Genomic DNA, 17041 nt, shown 5'->3' on the forward strand with positions numbered 1-17041 from the left:
CATATTCGTTTTGACTAAACCAATTAACTTCCCAGCCAAATTCATAGAGCGCATTGAAAAAGACCTTCCCAGCGACCTGAGTTTGGCTAGCTTTAAAGCGATTTGCCAGCAACCAATGCGCAAAAGTATTAGGGTTAATACCTTAAAAACCGATGTGCAGCAGTTTACTCAGTTAGCGAAGGCCAACGGCTGGCGACTAGAACCCATCCCCTGGTGCAAAGAAGGCTTTTGGATTGAACGTGAAAACGAGAACGTATCTTTAGGTAACACAGCTGAACATATGGCTGGACTGTTTTACATCCAAGAAGCCAGTTCCATGTTACCGGTAAGCGCCCTATTTCATTGCTTTGATGCTAACAACGATAGTCTGTTGTTAGACGCAGCCGCAGCGCCCGGGTCCAAAACCACTCAAATGGCCGCCAAGCTTAAAGGGCGAGGTGCTATTGTTGCCAATGAGTTCTCCGCGAGTAGAGTTAAAGTGTTAAGCGCCAATTTACTTCGCTGTGGAGTAATAAATGCCGCTATCACCCACTTCAGTGCCGAAGTATTTGGCACGTGGATGCCAGAGAAATTTGATGCCATTTTACTTGATGCTCCATGCTCTGGTGAAGGCACTTTAAGAAAAGACCCACAAGCTTTGGATAACTGGAGTGAACAGCATGTCGAGAGTATTGCTGCATTGCAAAGTGAGCTATTGGCCAGTGCACTACATGCACTAAAACCAGGTGGAACGGTCATCTATTCAACCTGTACTCTTAACCAACAAGAAAACCAACAAGTGATTGATAAGGTTAATCTTCAATACCCGAATAGCTTTGAACCAATCAGCTTGAGCCAGCTTTTTCCTGATTGCCAAAAAGCCATAACCCCTGAAGGGTATTTGCACGTTTGGCCACAACGCTTTAACAGCGAAGGGTTCTTTGTTGCTGCTTTACGTAAGTCAGACCAATCAATGCCTACTGAAGTAATTAAAAAGCGAATTAAGCCCTTTGCTTATCAAGCGGCAGGCGCAAAGCAAAAAAGCGCCATACAACTGCACTTTTTAGAATCGTTTGGCCTTACACTGCCAACTGATTACTCGGTATTTATCAAAGGCAGCGACTACTGGTTATTACCTAACAGCTTTTTGTTAGTTAAAGATGAGATGCGTTTTGAACGAGTAGGAGTGAAATTAGCCGAAGAGTTTAAACAAGGCTTTAGAACAAGCCACGATGCAATAACAGCTCTAGGTGCAAACATCAGCAACAGCCTCATTGAGTTAAATGGTCAACAAGCCCATGAGTTTTATCAAGGGAAAGATATTGCCTATCCAAACTCGAATAAAGGTGAAGTAGCACTAAGCTATAAAGGCCAAGTTATAGGATTAGGTAAGTGGATTAGAAACAAAATTAAAAACTCTTACCCACGTGAATTGGTTAAAGACAAGGGGCTGGCGTGAACTTGCAAATACAGTATTTGCTACTACACTTAGCAAACTATTAGCGCAAGGCTCTACACAGAGCCATTCCCCTACGCTCCGCTCAAGGACTAGAGTGGAGCCGTTTTTTTAAGGCTTAGCCAAGCTGAACAAATCGAAGAAGTTTTTCGTTGTTTGCTCTGCTACTTCTTCTAAGCTTACCCCTTTGATCTTAGCCAAACATTTTGCCACATCTAATGTATAAGCGGGTTGGTTTTCATCTCCACGATGGGGAACGGGTGCTAGATAGGGACTGTCTGTTTCAACCAAAATTCGATCTAACGGTAACTGTTTGAAGGTATTTTGTAGCTCTTTCGCCGAATTGAAACTAATAATACCGGAAGCCGAAATGTAAAAGCCCATCTCTATCGCCGCTTGCGCCATTTCTAAGCTTTCGGTAAAACAATGCAATACCCCTTTACAGCGCTCTGCATTATGTTGTTTCAATAAGTTAAGCGTATCTTCTCGCGCGTCGCGAGTATGAATAATTAGGGGTTTTTGGTGTTTTTCCGCCAGCTTAATGTGTTGAGTAAACACCTCATGCTGAAGATCTTTGTGCTCTTTAGCGTAGAAATAATCTAAGCCAGTTTCACCCACTGCAACAACTTTAGGGTGGCTCAAGTATGACTCCATCAGCTCTAAGTCAAAAGCTTGGTCTTGAACATAAAGAGGGTGCATACCGCACGATGCAAATACATTATCAAACTCCCCTACTTTGTCCATCATACTGGGAAACTTGTCTGGCGAAATCGCAACGGCAAGGCAATAATCTACCCCTACATTTTTTGCTTTTGCTAGGGCCTCAGCCACGTTTTGATGTTTGTCTTTATAATCAAGTCGGTCTAAATGACAATGTGAATCTACTAACACGTATTGTTAATCCTTAAATTCGGCAAACAACGGGTAGAGCTGTTGGCCCACGTTAAGTCCGGGAAATTGTTCTAATTGTTTGTTTAGCCATAACCAGTCTTGGTAAGCCCGCCCTAGCGTGCTTGTTAAACTAGAATTTAGTGCAAGTTGTGGAAAAACCGCTGGCGAATCTAAACCTTTGGCAATGCTAAAACTTAAGGCCAAACTTTGACCTAGCCAAAGTAACTTATTGCTATCTTTTTGAATCAGCTCGGCCAATTTGTTAGGTTTTGCTTCAACCATTTGTCTGAACTGCAATAAAAACTGTTCTAGTTCGGTGTAGGTTTGGTCTCGATAAAACTCAGCAATAGTTAGCGGGGAACCGTTACAAAATCGGTATATTAACGCGAAGTTATCATCTAACCTTATTTTCTGTTTACTTAACCAGTGCTTCACCAAGTCTCGTTCAGGGGTTGTGATGGTTAACAACTGACAGCGACTAAGGATGGTTGGCATTGCTTTGAACGGTAGATGATTAACTAAAATAAAACGAGTATCTGCAACCGGTTCTTCTAAGGTTTTTAGCAAGGCGTTATTGGATGCCATATTCAGCAAAGCAATATCTTGTATGATCGCGACTTTATTTTTACCAATACTACTGGTTTTATTAGCCCACAGGCTTAGTGCACGAATATCATCAACTTTAGGTTTGTCTTGGTTAAGTAAAAACAAACTTCCATGAGCGCCAGCATCAACCAATTTACAACTGTGGCATTGATTGCAGGCTTGGTGTTGTTGTTCGGAGCAGAGAATTGTTTTGGCCACAAACTGGGCTAACTGCAGCTTACCTAGCCCCTTTTCTCCCCGTAGTAGCAAACTTTGCGGGAAAGTATCTGCGCTTAATTGGGCTGATAACTGCTTCCAGGCTTTTCCTAACCACGGCAAACTCATCGTAATTCTCGCTTATAAACCGGCTAGATAATCTTTAAGATGCTGAGAGATGTCGCTAGCGACTTGCTCAATATTTTGGCTAGCATCTATTTTAACGATATTGGGTTTGCTCTCCGTCTGCTCTAGATATACCGCTCGACTACGCTCAAAAAAGCTTAAGGCTTGTTGTTCAATTCTATCTAGTTCACCGCGGTGGCGAGCTCGACTTAAACCAAGGCTTGGTTCTATGTCTAAATAAAGAGTGAGATCGGGTTCAAAATCGCCAATGGCAATCTGCTTGATGGCAGCAAGTTTTTCAACACCCAATTGGCGGCCACCGCCTTGGTAGGCTTGTGAGCTGAGATCGTGTCGATCTCCAATAACCCACTTACCACTTGCTAAAGCAGGTTTAATGCGTGTTTCAACTAATTGTGCTCGAGCAGCATACATCAATAATAACTCGGTGCTATCACAAACTTGTTCTTCGCCGACGCCCTGCTTCACGATATCTCGTAATGCTTCAGCTATTGGCGTGCCGCCAGGCTCCCGAGTATTAATAAATGGAATTTTTCGTTCGCTTAATAATGCCTGAATAGCGGCAACCGCAGTACTTTTACCAGCGCCTTCTAGACCTTCTATTACAATAAATTTACTAATAGTCATGTTGTTACTTCTTTAATATGTATTTTCTAACCGCTCGGTTGTGTTCCGCAAGATTCTTAGAGAAGTAATGCTCACCGCCACCTTTGGCTACAAAATAGTAATAGTTCGATTTTTCAGGATTAAGCGCGGCAATAATAGCATCTTCGCTAGCCATCGCGATTGGCGTTGGAGGTAAAGCGCGAATCACGTAAGTATTGTAGGCCGTGGCTTCTCGCAAGTCTTTACGCCGTATGTTGCCATCATAACGCTCGCCCATTCCGTAAATAACCGTAGGATCAGTTTGCAAACGCATACCTTTGTTTAAGCGATTAACAAACACCGACGCAATGCGCGGCCGCTCAAACTTGGCTCCCGTTTCTTTTTCAATAATTGAGGCCAAAATCAAGGCTTCGTATGGTGATTTAAGCGGCACTTTTTTATTACGTTTGTCCCACTGCTCTGCAATTACTTTTTCTTGTGCTACAAAAGAACGTTTAATAATGTTTTCTGCAGGAGTGCCATGAACAAAGAAATAGGTTTCTGGCAGCAATAAACCTTCTAATTTGGTAAATTCACTACCAAGCCAAGTTAACAGCTCTTGTTCAGTTTTGCTGCTCGCTTTAATACCTTTGGTTTGGTTGAGCTTTTGCCAAAATTGAGTATACGTTTCGCCTTCAATCAAGCTTACTTTTAACTGCACAACCTTGCCGCTTGCTAATATGTCCGTAAGCTGTGCATAGCTAAGTTCAGGCGGTAGTTGGTAATGACCAGTTTTAATTTGGCTATGCTGAGGGTGAAGTTTAAACCACACTCTTAGCCACCAATTATCTTGCTCTGCATCTAGAAATACGTTTTGAGCAACACGATAAAAATTATCGCCAGAGCTCACTTCAATTTGTTCTAATTGAGTGTCTCGTGCTTCCTGCCACTGAGTATTCAGATAGTCATCAAACCATGTGTAAGCCGCAAAGCCTGCTAGAGAAAAAAGTAGAACAATAACAACTAATTTACGAAACATGATTCACCAAATCTTGAAACCATCGACAAACGGGAAACTGATTAAACTTACGTTCATCAAACTGTTTAACTGGAGCAAACTGGATAATTGAGTTACTCATAAAAATTTCATCTGCACCTAACAAATCGGATAATGAAAAAGTACCGAGCTTAAGTTGATAAGGCGAATGCTGAATACTATTCAGAAGAAACTGACGTTGCACACCTGCAACACCAGCCCCGCCAAGATCACTCGTATAAATGTGATTTCCCTTTACCCAGAACAAGTTAGAAGCCACCCCCTCAACAACGTGATCATTTATATCTAAGCAAACCAAATCATCAAGGCCACGTTCGTCAGCTTCAATCTTTAGCATAACTTGCTCTAAACGATTTAGAGTTTTAACCGAGGAATAAAGACCACCATAGGACAAGCGCTGAGTAGCAGAGCCTACTCGGAGTCCATTTTTTTGCAGATCATTATAAGCCTTGGGATAATCAGCAGTGCTAATTAAGATAGTTGGCGTAACCACTTTAGGAGGAGCGTACCCTCGGCCACCTTGGCCACGACTAACAACGACTTTAGCCACGCAGATTTGACGGCCAGCAACCTTTAGCTTTACCTGTTCAAGTAGGCTCTCTAAGTCTATTTCTGGAAACTTTAAGACTCGCTGAGCATTTAACAAACGCTGCCGGTGATAGTCCCATAGTTCTACTTCACCCTTCTTCACCAACATTGTCGTGAAGAATCCATCGCCATAATTAAATCCGCGATCAAGCACAGATAACTCAGAGCCCTGCAAAAGCGATATCCCTAAACATAAAAAAGCCCGATGATAACATCAGGCTTTGAATAGCTGTAGCGTTGAAAAAAGATTATGCGTCAATTTTCTTAAATACTAACGAGCCATTTGTACCGCCAAAACCAAACGAGTTAGATAAGGCGTAATCAATTTTTGCGTTTCGAGCGCTGCCAACTACATAATCTAAGTCACAACCTTCACTTGGGTTTTCCAAGTTAATGGTAGGCGGCGCGATTTGATCACGAATAGCGAGTACTGAAATAATCGCTTCAACAGCGCCCGCAGCACCTAATAGATGTCCGGTCATCGATTTAGTTGAGCTAACCAATACATCTTTAGCATGATCACCAAAAACATTTTTCACAGCTTGAGTTTCAGCTACGTCACCAGCAGGTGTCGACGTACCGTGCGCATTGATATAATCAATCACAGAAGCGTCAATGCCAGCGTCTTTAATGGCTGCAGCCATAGAACGTGCTGCACCATCACCGTCGGCTGGAGGTGAAGTCATATGATATGCATCGCCACTCATGCCAAAGCCAACAAGCTCTGCGTAGATTTTAGCACCACGCGCTTTAGCGGCTTCGTATTCTTCAAGCACTACGACACCAGCACCGTCGCCTAGTACAAAACCATCACGGTCTTTATCCCATGGACGACTTGCTTTTGTTGGGTCGTCGTTGCGAGTAGACAAGGCTTTAGCAGCACCAAAGCCACCCATGCCTAAATGGGTAGACGCTTTTTCTGCACCACCGGCTAACATCACTTCGGCGTCGCCATAAGCGATCATGCGCGCCGCTAATCCAATAGCGTGAGCACCTGTAGTACATGCGGTAGTAACAGCGATATTAGGGCCCTTTAGGCCTTTCATTATCGATAAATGTCCTGACACCATGTTGATAATGGTTGAAGGAACAAAAAACGGACTAATTTTACGTGGTCCATTCTTTAAATAATTTTCATGATTTTGTTCAATTAAACCTAGGCCACCAATGCCAGAGCCAATTGAAACCCCAATGCCGTGAGCATTTGAATCAGTTACTTCAATACCTGCGTCATCAAAGGCCATAAGCCCTGCTGCAATACCGTATTGAATAAACGCGTCCATTTTACGGGCGTCTTTTTTAGTCATGAACTCTTCAACATTGAAGTCTTTCACTAAACCGGCAAAGCGGGTTGGGAATGCTTCTACATCAAAGTGTTCGATTGGGCCAATACCACTTTGACCAGCCTTAATAGCTTGCCAAGTTAATTCAGCGGTATTACCTACTGGTGATAAAGCACCAATACCAGTAACAACGACTCTACGCTTAGTCACTGAAATGCCTCCAGGGGGGATTTACTTATCTTAGGGGGATTCAAAACGGGCGACTGACGTCGCCCACTTTTTTACTAATCTTGATTATTTAGAACGTAATCAATTGCAGCTTGTACAGTAGTGATTTTTTCAGCTTCTTCATCAGGAATTTCAGTATCGAATTCTTCCTCTAAAGCCATAACCAATTCTACTGTATCTAAAGAATCAGCGCCTAGGTCATCTACGAAAGAAGCTTCGTTTTTAACTTCGTCTTCGCTTACACCAAGTTGCTCGATGATGATTTTTTTAACACGTTCTTCAATTGCACTCATGACAATATTTTTCCTTAGTAAATACGCTTCTGCGTTGTTGCGATAGTGTATTCAAACCGAATTACTTTGCAAGCCTAACCGTAGTGGTCTAACCACGTTTTTCGTAGTTATTTTTGTAAAAAACTTGCGATCTATCAATTTTTTGCACATTTTTTAAGCCACTGCTTAAACCATGTACATTCCACCATTAACGTGAATAGTTTCACCTGTTATATAAGCAGCATCTTCGCTGGCTAAAAAGGCAACCGTTTTGGCGATTTCTTGAGCATCACCTAAACGTGCCATAGGCACTTGCGACAAGATAGCACCACGTTGATTATCGTCAAGTGCTCGAGTCATATCTGTTTCAATAAATCCTGGGGCAATCGCATTTACTGTGATTCCGCGAGAAGCCACTTCACGTGCTAAAGAACGCGTAAAACCAAGTACTCCAGCTTTAGCTGCAGCGTAATTCGCTTGGCCTGCATTGCCCATGGTGCCCACCACTGAGCCAATACTGATAATTCGGCCGTTTCGCTTTTTCATCATTGAGCGAAGTACCGCTTTACTCAAACGGAAAATAGACGTTAGGTTAGTATTAATAATATCTTCCCACTCGTCATCTTTCATGCGCATCAACAAGTTATCGCGAGTAATACCAGCATTGTTTACTAGGATATCGATATCCCCGTATTGAGCTTTGATAGCCGCAAACAATTGTTGAATCGAATCGCTAGAGGTTACGTCCAACGCTAAACCAGTGCCGTTTTCACCTAGGTAATCAGCAATTGCTTGAGCCCCCTTCTCAGATGTAGCTGTACCAATAACTGTAGCGCCTTTTGCTACTAACGTTTCTGCAGTCGCACGGCCAATGCCGCGACTTGCGCCAGTGACTAGTGCAACTTTACCTTGTAAGGTCATTAATAAATCCTCGTTACTTGTTATCTAAAGCTGATTTAATTGACGTTAAATCGTTAATTGCCGCAGCTGACATAGGTTTATGAATACGTTTAACTAAGCCACTAAGTACTTTTCCTGGGCCACATTCATAAACTGAGTCAATGCCTTTGGCTGCCATTGCTTCTACCGTTTCTGTCCAGCGCACTGGGCTATATAGTTGCTTAATTAGCGCTAGTTTAATTGCTTTAGCGTCTTTCTCAATCGCAACGTCTACGTTGTTAATCACGTCAAACTGAGGTGTAGAGAACGTAACGCCTTCAATATAGCCAGCTAACTCATCTGCTGCCGGTTGCATTAATGCACAATGAGATGGAACGCTAACAGGCAAAGGAAGTGCACGTTTTGCGCCAGCTTCTTTACACAACACGTTCGCGCGCTCTACGGCTTCTTTGTGACCAGCAATCACAACCTGGCCAGGTGAGTTAAAGTTAACTGCTGTTACAACTTGGTCTTCAGCCGCTTTTTCACAAGCGTCAATAATCTCTTGGTTACCTAAACCGATAATTGCAGACATAGCGCCAATACCTGCTGGTACAGCTTGTTGCATCAGTTGTCCACGATATTCAACCAGTTTTAGCGCGTCAGCAAAATCAAGCACACCTGCACACGTTAAGGCAGAGTACTCACCTAGGCTATGCCCTGCTAATATAGCGGGTTGTTGCCCCCCCTTTTCATTCCACAAACGCCATAGCGCTACAGAGGCAGCTAATAATGCAGGTTGAGTGCGGCTCGTATCGTTTAAATCTTCTGCAGGGCCATTGGCAATAAGTCCTGCCAAGTCGTAACCTAATACGTCTGAAGCCTGTTTAAAGGTGTCGGCAACTACTGCATATTCTCCGGCTAATTCAGCTAGCATACCTACGCTTTGTGAACCTTGACCGGGAAAAACAAATGCTAATTTACTCATCATCTATCCTAATAATTAAAATCTGACTAGGGCACTGCCCCACGCAAAACCACCACCAAAAGCTTCTAGTAATACTAACTGGCCGCGTTGAATGCGTCCGTCACTCACTGCTTCGTCTAAAGCAATAGGAACAGATGCGGCTGAAGTATTACCATGTCGTTCTAAAGTCAGCACCACTTTTTCAAGCGGCATGGCTAGCTTTTTGGCTGTAGCTTTAATAATTCTGAAGTTTGCTTGGTGAGGAACCAACCAATCCAATTTTGTTTTCTCAATATTGTTAGCGGCTAAGGTTTCGGTCACAATTTCGCTTAAACGAGTAACCGCCACTTTGAATACTTCATTGCCGCTCATGCTCATGTAAGACTCCATCTCAGTGCCAGACATACCACGCTGAGGATGAGGGAGTTTTAATAGATCACCATATCGACCATCGGCGTGAATATGGGTAGATAAAATACCAGGCTCTTCACTTGCACCTAACAATACACAACCGGCACCGTCTCCAAACAAAATAATGGTAGAGCGATCTTCAGGATCACACATCTGCGATAGCCTATCGGCACCAATCACTAGCGCAGTTTTAACTAAACCACTTTTAATGTATTGGTCGGCAACACTTAAGGCGTAGGTGAAACCTGCACACGCGGCTGCTATATCAAAGGCTGGTACGCCAGGTAGCTCCAACTTAGCTTGTACTTCACACGCGGCTGCGGGAAAAGCATTTTCGCTAGAAGTAGTCGCAAGAATAATTAAGCCAATGTCGTTTTTATCTATGCCCGCTCGTTCTATTGCTAACTCAGCAGCGTATGCGCCCATATCAGCGACCGTTTCGTCACTAGCAGCGATACGACGTTCCTTAATGCCGGTTCGATCAGTGATCCACTGGTCACTGGTTTCTACCATTTGCTCAAGATCTGAGTTAGTTCTTACATTACTTGGCAGATAACTACCTGTAGATAATATTTTTGAGTACATAAATGACTTAATGCTTATCCATTAATAAAGATTCTAGTTTGTCGGTAATACGGCTTGGCACTTGTTGCTGTATTTCGGCAACCGCTTGGTGAATAGCTTGCAAGAATGCCGTTTCATCGGCATGACCATGGCTCTTGATGACAATTCCGCGCAATCCTAACAGACTAGCGCCATTATACTGGTCGGGGTTCAATTGTTTTAGCTGTGTTTTTAAGCTTGGTAAAAACAAAGTCAGTATAAAACGAGCAAACCAGTTTACGTCAAACTGCTTCTTTAATTTAGCCAATATTAGCTGCGAAACACCTTCGGCGGTTTTTAGCGCGATATTGCCTACAAATCCATCACAAACTATTACGTCAGCTTTACCGCTAAATATTTGATTACCCTCAACAAAGCCAATGTAATTAATTGCGTTAGAGTTTTCAAGAAGTTGCGCAGTCTGTTTTACGACATCATTACCTTTGATTTGTTCCTCACCAATGTTGAGTAAGGCTACACGAGGGTGCTTTAAGCCCCATACGCTTTCGGCTAATGATGCCCCCATTACTGCGAACTGCATCAACACTTCAGAGTCACAGCTAGAATTAGCACCGAGATCAAGCAGTAAACTACCCCGTCCATTTTGTTCTGGCAAATGGCTAATTAGCGCTGGACGCTCGATACCTGGCAGAAGTTTTAATACAACTTTTGCCATTGCCATGAGCGCGCCTGTATTACCCGCGCTTACGCAAGCGTCGGCTTGATTCTGGTGCACTAAATCTAAGGCTAAACGCATTGACGACTGACGACGAGAACGTAAAGCAGTTAGTGGTTTATCGTTAGCAGTAACAACTTGAGTGGTGTGAATAAATTCTAAGCGGGGATGCTGAGCGAGTTTATGCTCAATCAATAGGGAATTAATAAAATGCTTGTCACCGATTAAGGTAACATTTAGATGAGGGTAATAGTTAAGTGCCTGCGCAACGGCAGGCACTGTAACATGGGGGCCAACATCGCCCCCCATTGCATCAACTGCAATCGTAAGTTTTTGCAAAATGCAAAAATTTACTTGTTAATTACCTTGTTACCGCGGTAGTAACCGTCAGCAGTAACATGGTGACGGCGGTGAAGCTCGCCTGAAGTTGCGTCAGTTGTTAATGCAACATTGTTTTCAATTGCGTCATGTGAACGACGCATGCCACGTCTTGAACGTGTAACTTTACTTTTCTGAACAGCCATTGACCCAGTCTCCTAGTCTTTCTTTTTTAAACTTTGTAACACTGCAAACGGATTCGGTTTAGATTCTTCCTCTACAATGTCGATTTTTCCAAATACTTGTTCGTCTTGCTTTACTAAACAGTCTTCTAAAGAATGCTTAGGTATAATTGGTAACGCCAGTAACAGCTCGTCTTCAATTAAATCAGCGACTAAAAAGTAGTTGTCTTCATCTAATTGCAGTGGTTCGTAATCTTCAGGTAACTCTTCCACTTGCGATTCATCGCAGACTGGCGAGTAGGTAAACTCAACGTCAATAGCATAGCTAAAAGCTTCACCACAACGTTGGCATTCCAACTCCACCTCAGTTAACGCTTTGCCTTGAACGACAACCAACCCTTGCGGGTCAGTTCCAAAGCGTAACCAGACGTCTACATCACTATTCACTTTCAAGGTTGCATCGCTAAGACGAGGCAATCGTTTGATTTCAAGTGAACCTTGATAATCTAACTTTCGCTTGGCCGTCTTAAACGGGTCAATCTCTACTGGTAATTTCACTTTTTGCATAAGGCGCGCATATTATAGTTACACTCAGTGATAGTCAAAACAATTTCTGCTTTTTTCATGCCTTTAAGCGTCGCTATCACTATAGTTTGCGTTTAAAATCACCAGACTGCTCATTTTGGTTAAAAAACGATGAAAAATCGCCTAGTTTTGGCTTCAAGCTCACCTTTTAGAAAACAACTGCTACAAAAAATTATTTCTGAGTTTAACACTTTCAATCCAGATATAGACGAAACACCTCAACCAAATGAAACGGCTATGCAATTAGTATTGCGTTTAGCAGAGCATAAAGCACTCGCCGGAAAACAAACCTTCCCAGAACACCTTATTATAGGCTCCGATCAAGTATGTTGTATTAACGGTAATATTGTAGGTAAGCCTGGCAACCACCAAAGTGCGGTAAATCAACTAAGCCAAGCCAGCGGCCAAGTTATCACCTTTTATACGGGCTTAGCGCTATATAACAGTACTACCCAGCAGATGACTAGTTTAGTGGATACTTTTGACGTAGGTTTTCGAGACCTTAGTCCGGAACTCATAGAGCGCTACCTAAAAGCTGAGCAACCTTATCATTGCGCAGGAAGCTTTAAAAGCGAAGGTTCTGGCATTGTTCTGTTTAAACATTTAAGAGGTGATGACCCAAATAGTTTAGTCGGACTGCCGCTAATAAAGTTATGTGCGTTACTAGAGCAACAAGGCGTAAAACTGCTTGATTAGCAGATTAAGGAGGAAGTTCCTCCTTAATCTGCTAACTGCTATAAAGGCGTTAGCTTATCTAAATAGCTTTTTAAGCTTGACTCTAAAGGTGCGGTTAAGTGCATCTCTTTTTCTGTAGCAGGATGAGTAAAGCGTATTTGCCATGCATGTAAGAACAAACGATTTAAACCGTGAGATGCTGCCTCACCGAGCAACTCTCTACTCGTGTATTTATCATCACCAGCTATGCTATGCCCTTCATATTGGCTGTGAACCCGGATTTGGTGGGTTCGGCCGGTTACGGGGCTAGCTTTCATTAGAGTCATATCAGCAAAGCGACGCTCTATTCGGTAACGTGTTAGTGAAGCTTTACCTTCTTGGTGATCAACGATCACTATTCGTTCACCAGACGCCACTGCGTTTTTACGTAAAGGCGCATCTACCGTTTTCGTAGATTTAGGCCATTGCCCGTGAACTAAGGTGAGGTAATCTTTCTGCACCACCTTCTCTCTAAGTTGCCTATGCATTTCACGTAACGCGCTGCGTTTTTTAGCCACCACCAACAAACCCGAGGTATCTCGATCAATCCGATGCACTAATTCTAGGTAACGGCAATCTTGGCGTAGTGAGCGTAATGCTTCGATAACCCCAAAGCTGAGGCCACTTCCGCCATGAACGGCCATGCCCGAGGGTTTGTTAATAACCAACAAACAATCATCTTCATATACAATGTGCTGCTCTAACTGCACCACCTGATTCAGTTTATTAGAAGGCAACCCCGTTTCTTCGGCAACACGAATCGGCGGGATGCGAACAATGTCACTACCCACCAGCTTGTATTCAGGTTTAACCCTCTTTTTGTTAACCCTAACCTCCCCTTTGCGTAAAATGCGATAAATACGACTTTTAGGTACCCCTTTCAGCCGTTTTAATAGGAAGTTATCTATTCTTTGTCCAGCCTCGTCGTCACTAACAGTGACCATCTGAACTACTTTATTTTCGGTATTCATAGCAAAAATTGTAACATGCTCATAAATAATTTGATGGAAAAATATAGCTTTGCTATATTTGTAAGGCTTAAAGTGCCCGTTTTTAAAGGTTTTCCTTATTTGGCACCAACTTTAGAGCGTACTATTTTGTATATTTTGACGCTCTTGATAGTAAGAATTTTCATAGCAACCTGATAGGCAATCACAATTATTTGCCTTAAATCAAAGCTATATAGAATATATTGTTAAGTTCGGCAAGCTCAGCTTGCGGGACTCATTATTTATAGAAGCGCCAAAATGCGCCCTAAGGACTAGAGTAGCTAACCGAGAGGTTACCTGAACACTCTGACATCAAACACAGGGTCTGGCCATTTAAGGCAGGTTAATTGCTGTCCATGAGGTTGTTTTAATCAAACAAACCCCAAGGCAACATAAATGAAAAGAATGTTAATAAATGCGATGCAGCTTGAAGAGATGCGCGTTGCATTGGTCGATGGCCAAAGGCTATACGATCTAGACATAGAAAGTCCTGGTCACGAACAGAAAAAAGCTAACATTTACAAAGGTAAAATCACCCGCGTAGAACCAAGTTTAGAAGCTGCATTTGTAGACTACGGCGCAGAGCGTCACGGTTTCCTTCCGATGAAAGAAATCGCACGTGAATACTTCCCAGAAGGCTACGTCTATCAAGGACGCCCAAGTATTAAAGAAGTAGTGAAAGAAGGCCAAGAAGTTATCGTTCAGATCGACAAAGAAGAACGAGGCAACAAAGGCGCTGCTTTAACTACCTTTATTAGTTTAGCTGGAAGCTACTTAGTATTGATGCCAAACAACCCTCGTGCAGGCGGTATTTCTCGTCGTATCGAAGGTGACGAGCGCACCCAGCTAAAAGAAGCAATGAACGGTCTAGAATTACCAAACGGTATGGGTCTTATTGTTCGTACAGCAGGCGTTGGTAAATCAGCTGAAGAATTACAGTGGGATCTAAAAGTATTGCTTAATCACTGGGGTGCTATTACTGACGCTTCTGATTCTAAGCAAGCTCCTTTTCTAATACACCAAGAGAGCAACGTTATTGTACGTGCTATTCGCGATTACTTACGTCGTGATGTTGGTGAGATCTTGATAGACAATAAAACTATCTTCGACCAAGCTAAAAAACACATCGAATTGGTACGCCCTGACTTTGTAAGCCGCGTGAAGCGTTACGAAGGTGAAGTGCCAATGTTCAATCACTACCAGATTGAATCGCAAATTGAATCAGCCTTCCAACGTGAAGTACGTTTACCATCTGGCGGGTCAATTGTTATTGATCCAACAGAAGCGCTAACGTCTATCGATATCAACTCCGCCCGAGCAACCAAAGGCGGCGATATTGAAGAAACAGCACTACAAACTAACTTAGAAGCTTCAGATGAAATTGCACGCCAGTTGCGTTTACGTGACTTGGGCGGTTTGGTTGTTATCGATTTCATCGATATGACGCCAGTTAAGAACCAACGAGAAGTAGAAAATCGTTTCCGTGAAGCCGTTCGTCAAGACAGAGCGCGTGTTCAAGTGGGTCGTATTTCTCGTTTCGGTTTATTAGAGATGTCCCGCCAACGTTTACGCCCTTCTTTAGGTGAGTCAAGCACTCATATTTGTCCACGTTGTGATGGTCAAGGGACAATTCGCGATAACGAATCTTTAGCACTTTCTATCTTACGTTTGTTCGAAGAAGAAGCACTTAAAGAAAACACCTCGGAAGTTCATGCTCAAGTACCGGTTCCTGTTGCTGCATACTTGCTTAACGAAAAACGAGTAGCAATTAACAAACTAGAAAAACGTCATAACGTACGTTTGGTGATTATTCCTAATCAACATATGGAAACACCTCACTACGATGTTACACGTGTTCGTAGCGGCGAAGAAACACAAGAGACAAGCTATCAGCTAACCACTGAAAACCCATCTCCTGTTTATCAGCCGAATCAAGTAGCAAAAGAGAAAATCGAAGCTGAGCAACCAGTATTACAAGGTTTTAGTGCCCCGGCGGCTCCTGCGGCTCCTGCGAAATCTAATAAACAAGTTAAAACTGCCGCAGCAGCCTCTCCTTCTTTGTTAGCACGCATTGTTGCTTTCTTTAGTGCCATGTTTGCTACCGAGGAAAAGCCTGCTCCTAAGCAGAACACTCGAAGCAAAAACAATAATAACCGTGACAAGCGCAACAATCGTCGTAACAACCAACGCAACGACAAGCGTAATAGCAAAAATTCGGAGCGACAAGAGCGCCCTGAACGTAAAGAACGCAACGAACGTAACGAGCGCGGTGAGCGAAGCGAAGGCGCTAAAACCCGTCGTCGTAAGGACCAGCGCAATAAGCCTGCGCGCGACAAGATTGAAAAGACCGAGACGGTAAAAGAAAATAAGCCAGCTCAAAAAGAGCAAGCACCTAAAGAACAGCAAATTAAAGAACGCAGAGAACGTCGAAACTTACGTAAGAAAGTTCGTGTTAATGCGGAGAAGACTGCTGAGCAACCTAAAGTGCAAGAGCCAGTATTGGTAGAACAATCAGTACCTGAAAAAGTTGAGTCAAAAACAGTTGCACCTGAGGCACCTGTAGCCTCAACTGAGAACAACGATGCACCGAAGCCAAAACGTCGTCGTCGTTCTTCAAGCAGCGCCGGACGCAAACGTTTTAATGATTTGCCTAAAGCTGAAACTGGCACCCAGACGAATGAAGACGCGGTAGATTCTCGTTACCCAGCTACAGATTCAACGCAAGCACCTGTTGAAGCGGTTAAAACCGAAGCACCTGTTGAAACAGTAAAAGCTGAAGCATCGGTTGAAGCAGTTAAAACCGAAGCTCCGGTAGAAGCAGTGAAAACCGAAGTGCCTGTTGAAACAGTGAAAGCTGAAGCTCCGGTAGAAGTAGTTAAAACCGAAGCTCCGGTAGAAGCAGTGAAAACCGAAGCTCCGGTAGAAGCAGTTAAAACCGAAGCGCCAGTTGAAGCAGTTAAAGCTGAAGCACCGGTAGAAGCAGTGAAAGCTGAAGCACCTGTTGAAACAGTGAAAGCTGAAGTACCGGTTGAAGCAGTTAAAGCTGAAGTAAAACCTAAGCGTAGTAATCGCGGTAAGCTTAAACCAAGCAAGGTTGAAGGCAAAGGTAATGCGTCTGCGGTAATGGCTAAGCCAGCACCAGTAAGTGCTCCAGCAATAAGCACTGATGAAGTTAAAAAACCATACGTGCGTAAGCCTGTTACAGTGGGCACACGCAGAGCACAAAATAGTAGCTCTAGCACTTCAGCTCAAAGCCCTATGAGCCCTTCAGGCGAATAGGTAAATAATGACCCGTCCTAAAATAGGTTGACGGTTTTTAGGCCAGCTCCAGTAGCTGGCCTTTTCTATTATGCACCTGATTGGGCGTTTCCATATTTAAACTCAGGTGCGGTCTCATCGTGTTGTATATCGCTATCGATTCTTTTACAAGTCT

General features: G+C 43.2%; 17 protein-coding genes. 3 read left to right on the top strand and 14 right to left on the bottom strand.

Annotated features, from left to right (window positions below):
• Positions 1-10 precede the first annotated feature (10 nt).
• The gene (gene rsmF / locus FFR00_RS10170) at positions 11-1438 is read left to right on the top strand and encodes a 16S rRNA (cytosine(1407)-C(5))-methyltransferase RsmF (protein ID WP_137673288.1); all 1428 of its coding nucleotides are present in this window, start codon (positions 11-13) and stop codon (positions 1436-1438) included.
• 108 nt (positions 1439-1546) lie between these two features.
• Here the strand turns inward: rsmF and FFR00_RS10175 are convergent, their stop codons facing one another.
• From FFR00_RS10175 to yceD, 13 genes are all read right to left on the bottom strand, one after another.
• A complete protein-coding gene (locus tag FFR00_RS10175) occupies positions 1547-2326 on the bottom strand; it encodes a TatD family hydrolase (protein ID WP_137673289.1) in 780 nt (259 codons plus the stop codon).
• 6 nt (positions 2327-2332) lie between these two features.
• On the bottom strand, positions 2333-3256 hold the full coding sequence (locus FFR00_RS10180) for a hypothetical protein (RefSeq protein ID WP_137673290.1): 924 nt from the start codon (positions 3254-3256) through the stop codon (positions 2333-2335).
• 12 nt (positions 3257-3268) lie between these two features.
• Entirely contained in the window at positions 3269-3898 is a 630-nt protein-coding gene (gene tmk, locus FFR00_RS10185; protein ID WP_137673291.1) for a dTMP kinase, read from the bottom strand.
• A 4-nt stretch (positions 3899-3902) separates the two neighbouring features.
• On the bottom strand, positions 3903-4895 hold the full coding sequence (gene mltG / locus FFR00_RS10190; protein WP_137673292.1) for an endolytic transglycosylase MltG: 993 nt from the start codon (positions 4893-4895) through the stop codon (positions 3903-3905).
• Positions 4885-5676 carry an aminodeoxychorismate lyase gene (gene pabC, locus FFR00_RS10195; RefSeq protein ID WP_161985143.1) on the bottom strand — a complete coding sequence of 264 codons (792 nt, stop codon included), beginning with the start codon at positions 5674-5676 and terminating at the stop codon, positions 4885-4887. Before pabC ends, mltG begins: the two co-directional genes overlap by 11 nt.
• A 73-nt stretch (positions 5677-5749) precedes the next feature.
• Positions 5750-6994: a beta-ketoacyl-ACP synthase II gene (gene fabF, locus FFR00_RS10200; RefSeq protein ID WP_137673294.1), complete on the bottom strand. Its 1245-nt coding sequence runs from the start codon at positions 6992-6994 to the stop codon at positions 5750-5752.
• A 74-nt stretch (positions 6995-7068) separates the two neighbouring features.
• Positions 7069-7305, bottom strand: a complete 237-nt coding sequence (gene acpP, locus FFR00_RS10205) for an acyl carrier protein (RefSeq protein ID WP_016403339.1) — start codon at positions 7303-7305, stop codon at positions 7069-7071.
• 165 nt (positions 7306-7470) lie between these two features.
• Positions 7471-8205: a 3-oxoacyl-ACP reductase FabG gene (fabG, locus tag FFR00_RS10210; protein WP_137673295.1), complete on the bottom strand. Its 735-nt coding sequence runs from the start codon at positions 8203-8205 to the stop codon at positions 7471-7473.
• Positions 8206-8218: 13 nt separating this feature from the next.
• Positions 8219-9151 carry an ACP S-malonyltransferase gene (gene fabD, locus FFR00_RS10215; RefSeq protein ID WP_137673309.1) on the bottom strand — a complete coding sequence of 311 codons (933 nt, stop codon included), beginning with the start codon at positions 9149-9151 and terminating at the stop codon, positions 8219-8221.
• Between the two features lie 15 nt (positions 9152-9166).
• Positions 9167-10126: a beta-ketoacyl-ACP synthase III gene (locus FFR00_RS10220; RefSeq protein ID WP_137673296.1), complete on the bottom strand. Its 960-nt coding sequence runs from the start codon at positions 10124-10126 to the stop codon at positions 9167-9169.
• Between the two features lie 7 nt (positions 10127-10133).
• On the bottom strand, positions 10134-11159 hold the full coding sequence (gene plsX, locus FFR00_RS10225) for a phosphate acyltransferase PlsX (protein WP_137673297.1): 1026 nt from the start codon (positions 11157-11159) through the stop codon (positions 10134-10136).
• A gap of 11 nt (positions 11160-11170) precedes the next feature.
• Complete coding sequence (rpmF, locus tag FFR00_RS10230) at positions 11171-11344, bottom strand: 50S ribosomal protein L32 (RefSeq protein WP_016403344.1); 174 nt, start codon at positions 11342-11344, stop codon at positions 11171-11173.
• 12 nt (positions 11345-11356) lie between these two features.
• On the bottom strand, positions 11357-11887 hold the full coding sequence (gene yceD, locus FFR00_RS10235) for a 23S rRNA accumulation protein YceD (RefSeq protein WP_137673298.1): 531 nt from the start codon (positions 11885-11887) through the stop codon (positions 11357-11359).
• Positions 11888-12016: 129 nt separating this feature from the next.
• On the opposite strand from yceD, the gene FFR00_RS10240 reads away from it, so the two are divergent.
• Positions 12017-12601 carry a nucleoside triphosphate pyrophosphatase gene (locus tag FFR00_RS10240; RefSeq protein WP_137673299.1) on the top strand — a complete coding sequence of 195 codons (585 nt, stop codon included), beginning with the start codon at positions 12017-12019 and terminating at the stop codon, positions 12599-12601.
• A 38-nt stretch (positions 12602-12639) separates the two neighbouring features.
• Here FFR00_RS10240 and rluC read toward each other — a convergent pair whose 3' ends face one another.
• Positions 12640-13590, bottom strand: coding sequence for a 23S rRNA pseudouridine(955/2504/2580) synthase RluC (gene rluC, locus FFR00_RS10245; protein WP_137673300.1), 951 nt, complete (start codon positions 13588-13590; stop codon positions 12640-12642).
• 414 nt (positions 13591-14004) lie between these two features.
• Here rluC and rne point away from each other — a divergent pair, with 414 nt between their 5' ends.
• Positions 14005-16887 carry a ribonuclease E gene (gene rne, locus FFR00_RS10250; RefSeq protein ID WP_137673301.1) on the top strand — a complete coding sequence of 961 codons (2883 nt, stop codon included), beginning with the start codon at positions 14005-14007 and terminating at the stop codon, positions 16885-16887.
• Positions 16888-17041 lie beyond the last annotated feature (154 nt).

Origin of the sequence: Agarivorans sp. Toyoura001, from assembly GCF_005405585.1 — a bacterium.
Taxonomy (GTDB): Bacteria; Pseudomonadota; Gammaproteobacteria; order Enterobacterales; family Celerinatantimonadaceae; genus Agarivorans.

What these genes read in the sequence shown, in the direction of transcription:
- FFR00_RS10180 (WP_137673290.1), bottom strand. Translation starts at nt 3,256, where the DNA reads ATGAGTTTGCCGTGGTTAGGAAAAGCCTGGAAGCAGTTATCAGCCCAA.
- tmk (WP_137673291.1), bottom strand. Translation starts at nt 3,898, where the DNA reads ATGACTATTAGTAAATTTATTGTAATAGAAGGTCTAGAAGGCGCTGGT.
- mltG (WP_137673292.1), bottom strand. Translation starts at nt 4,895, where the DNA reads ATGTTTCGTAAATTAGTTGTTATTGTTCTACTTTTTTCTCTAGCAGGC.
- acpP (WP_016403339.1), bottom strand. Translation starts at nt 7,305, where the DNA reads ATGAGTGCAATTGAAGAACGTGTTAAAAAAATCATCATCGAGCAACTT.
- fabG (WP_137673295.1), bottom strand. Translation starts at nt 8,205, where the DNA reads ATGACCTTACAAGGTAAAGTTGCACTAGTCACTGGCGCAAGTCGCGGC.
- fabD (WP_137673309.1), bottom strand. Translation starts at nt 9,151, where the DNA reads ATGAGTAAATTAGCATTTGTTTTTCCCGGTCAAGGTTCACAAAGCGTA.
- FFR00_RS10220 (WP_137673296.1), bottom strand. Translation starts at nt 10,126, where the DNA reads ATGTACTCAAAAATATTATCTACAGGTAGTTATCTGCCAAGTAATGTA.
- rpmF (WP_016403344.1), bottom strand. Translation starts at nt 11,344, where the DNA reads ATGGCTGTTCAGAAAAGTAAAGTTACACGTTCAAGACGTGGCATGCGT.
- yceD (WP_137673298.1), bottom strand. Translation starts at nt 11,887, where the DNA reads ATGCAAAAAGTGAAATTACCAGTAGAGATTGACCCGTTTAAGACGGCC.
- FFR00_RS10240 (WP_137673299.1), top strand. Translation starts at nt 12,017, where the DNA reads ATGAAAAATCGCCTAGTTTTGGCTTCAAGCTCACCTTTTAGAAAACAA.
- rluC (WP_137673300.1), bottom strand. Translation starts at nt 13,590, where the DNA reads ATGAATACCGAAAATAAAGTAGTTCAGATGGTCACTGTTAGTGACGAC.
- rne (WP_137673301.1), top strand. Translation starts at nt 14,005, where the DNA reads ATGAAAAGAATGTTAATAAATGCGATGCAGCTTGAAGAGATGCGCGTT.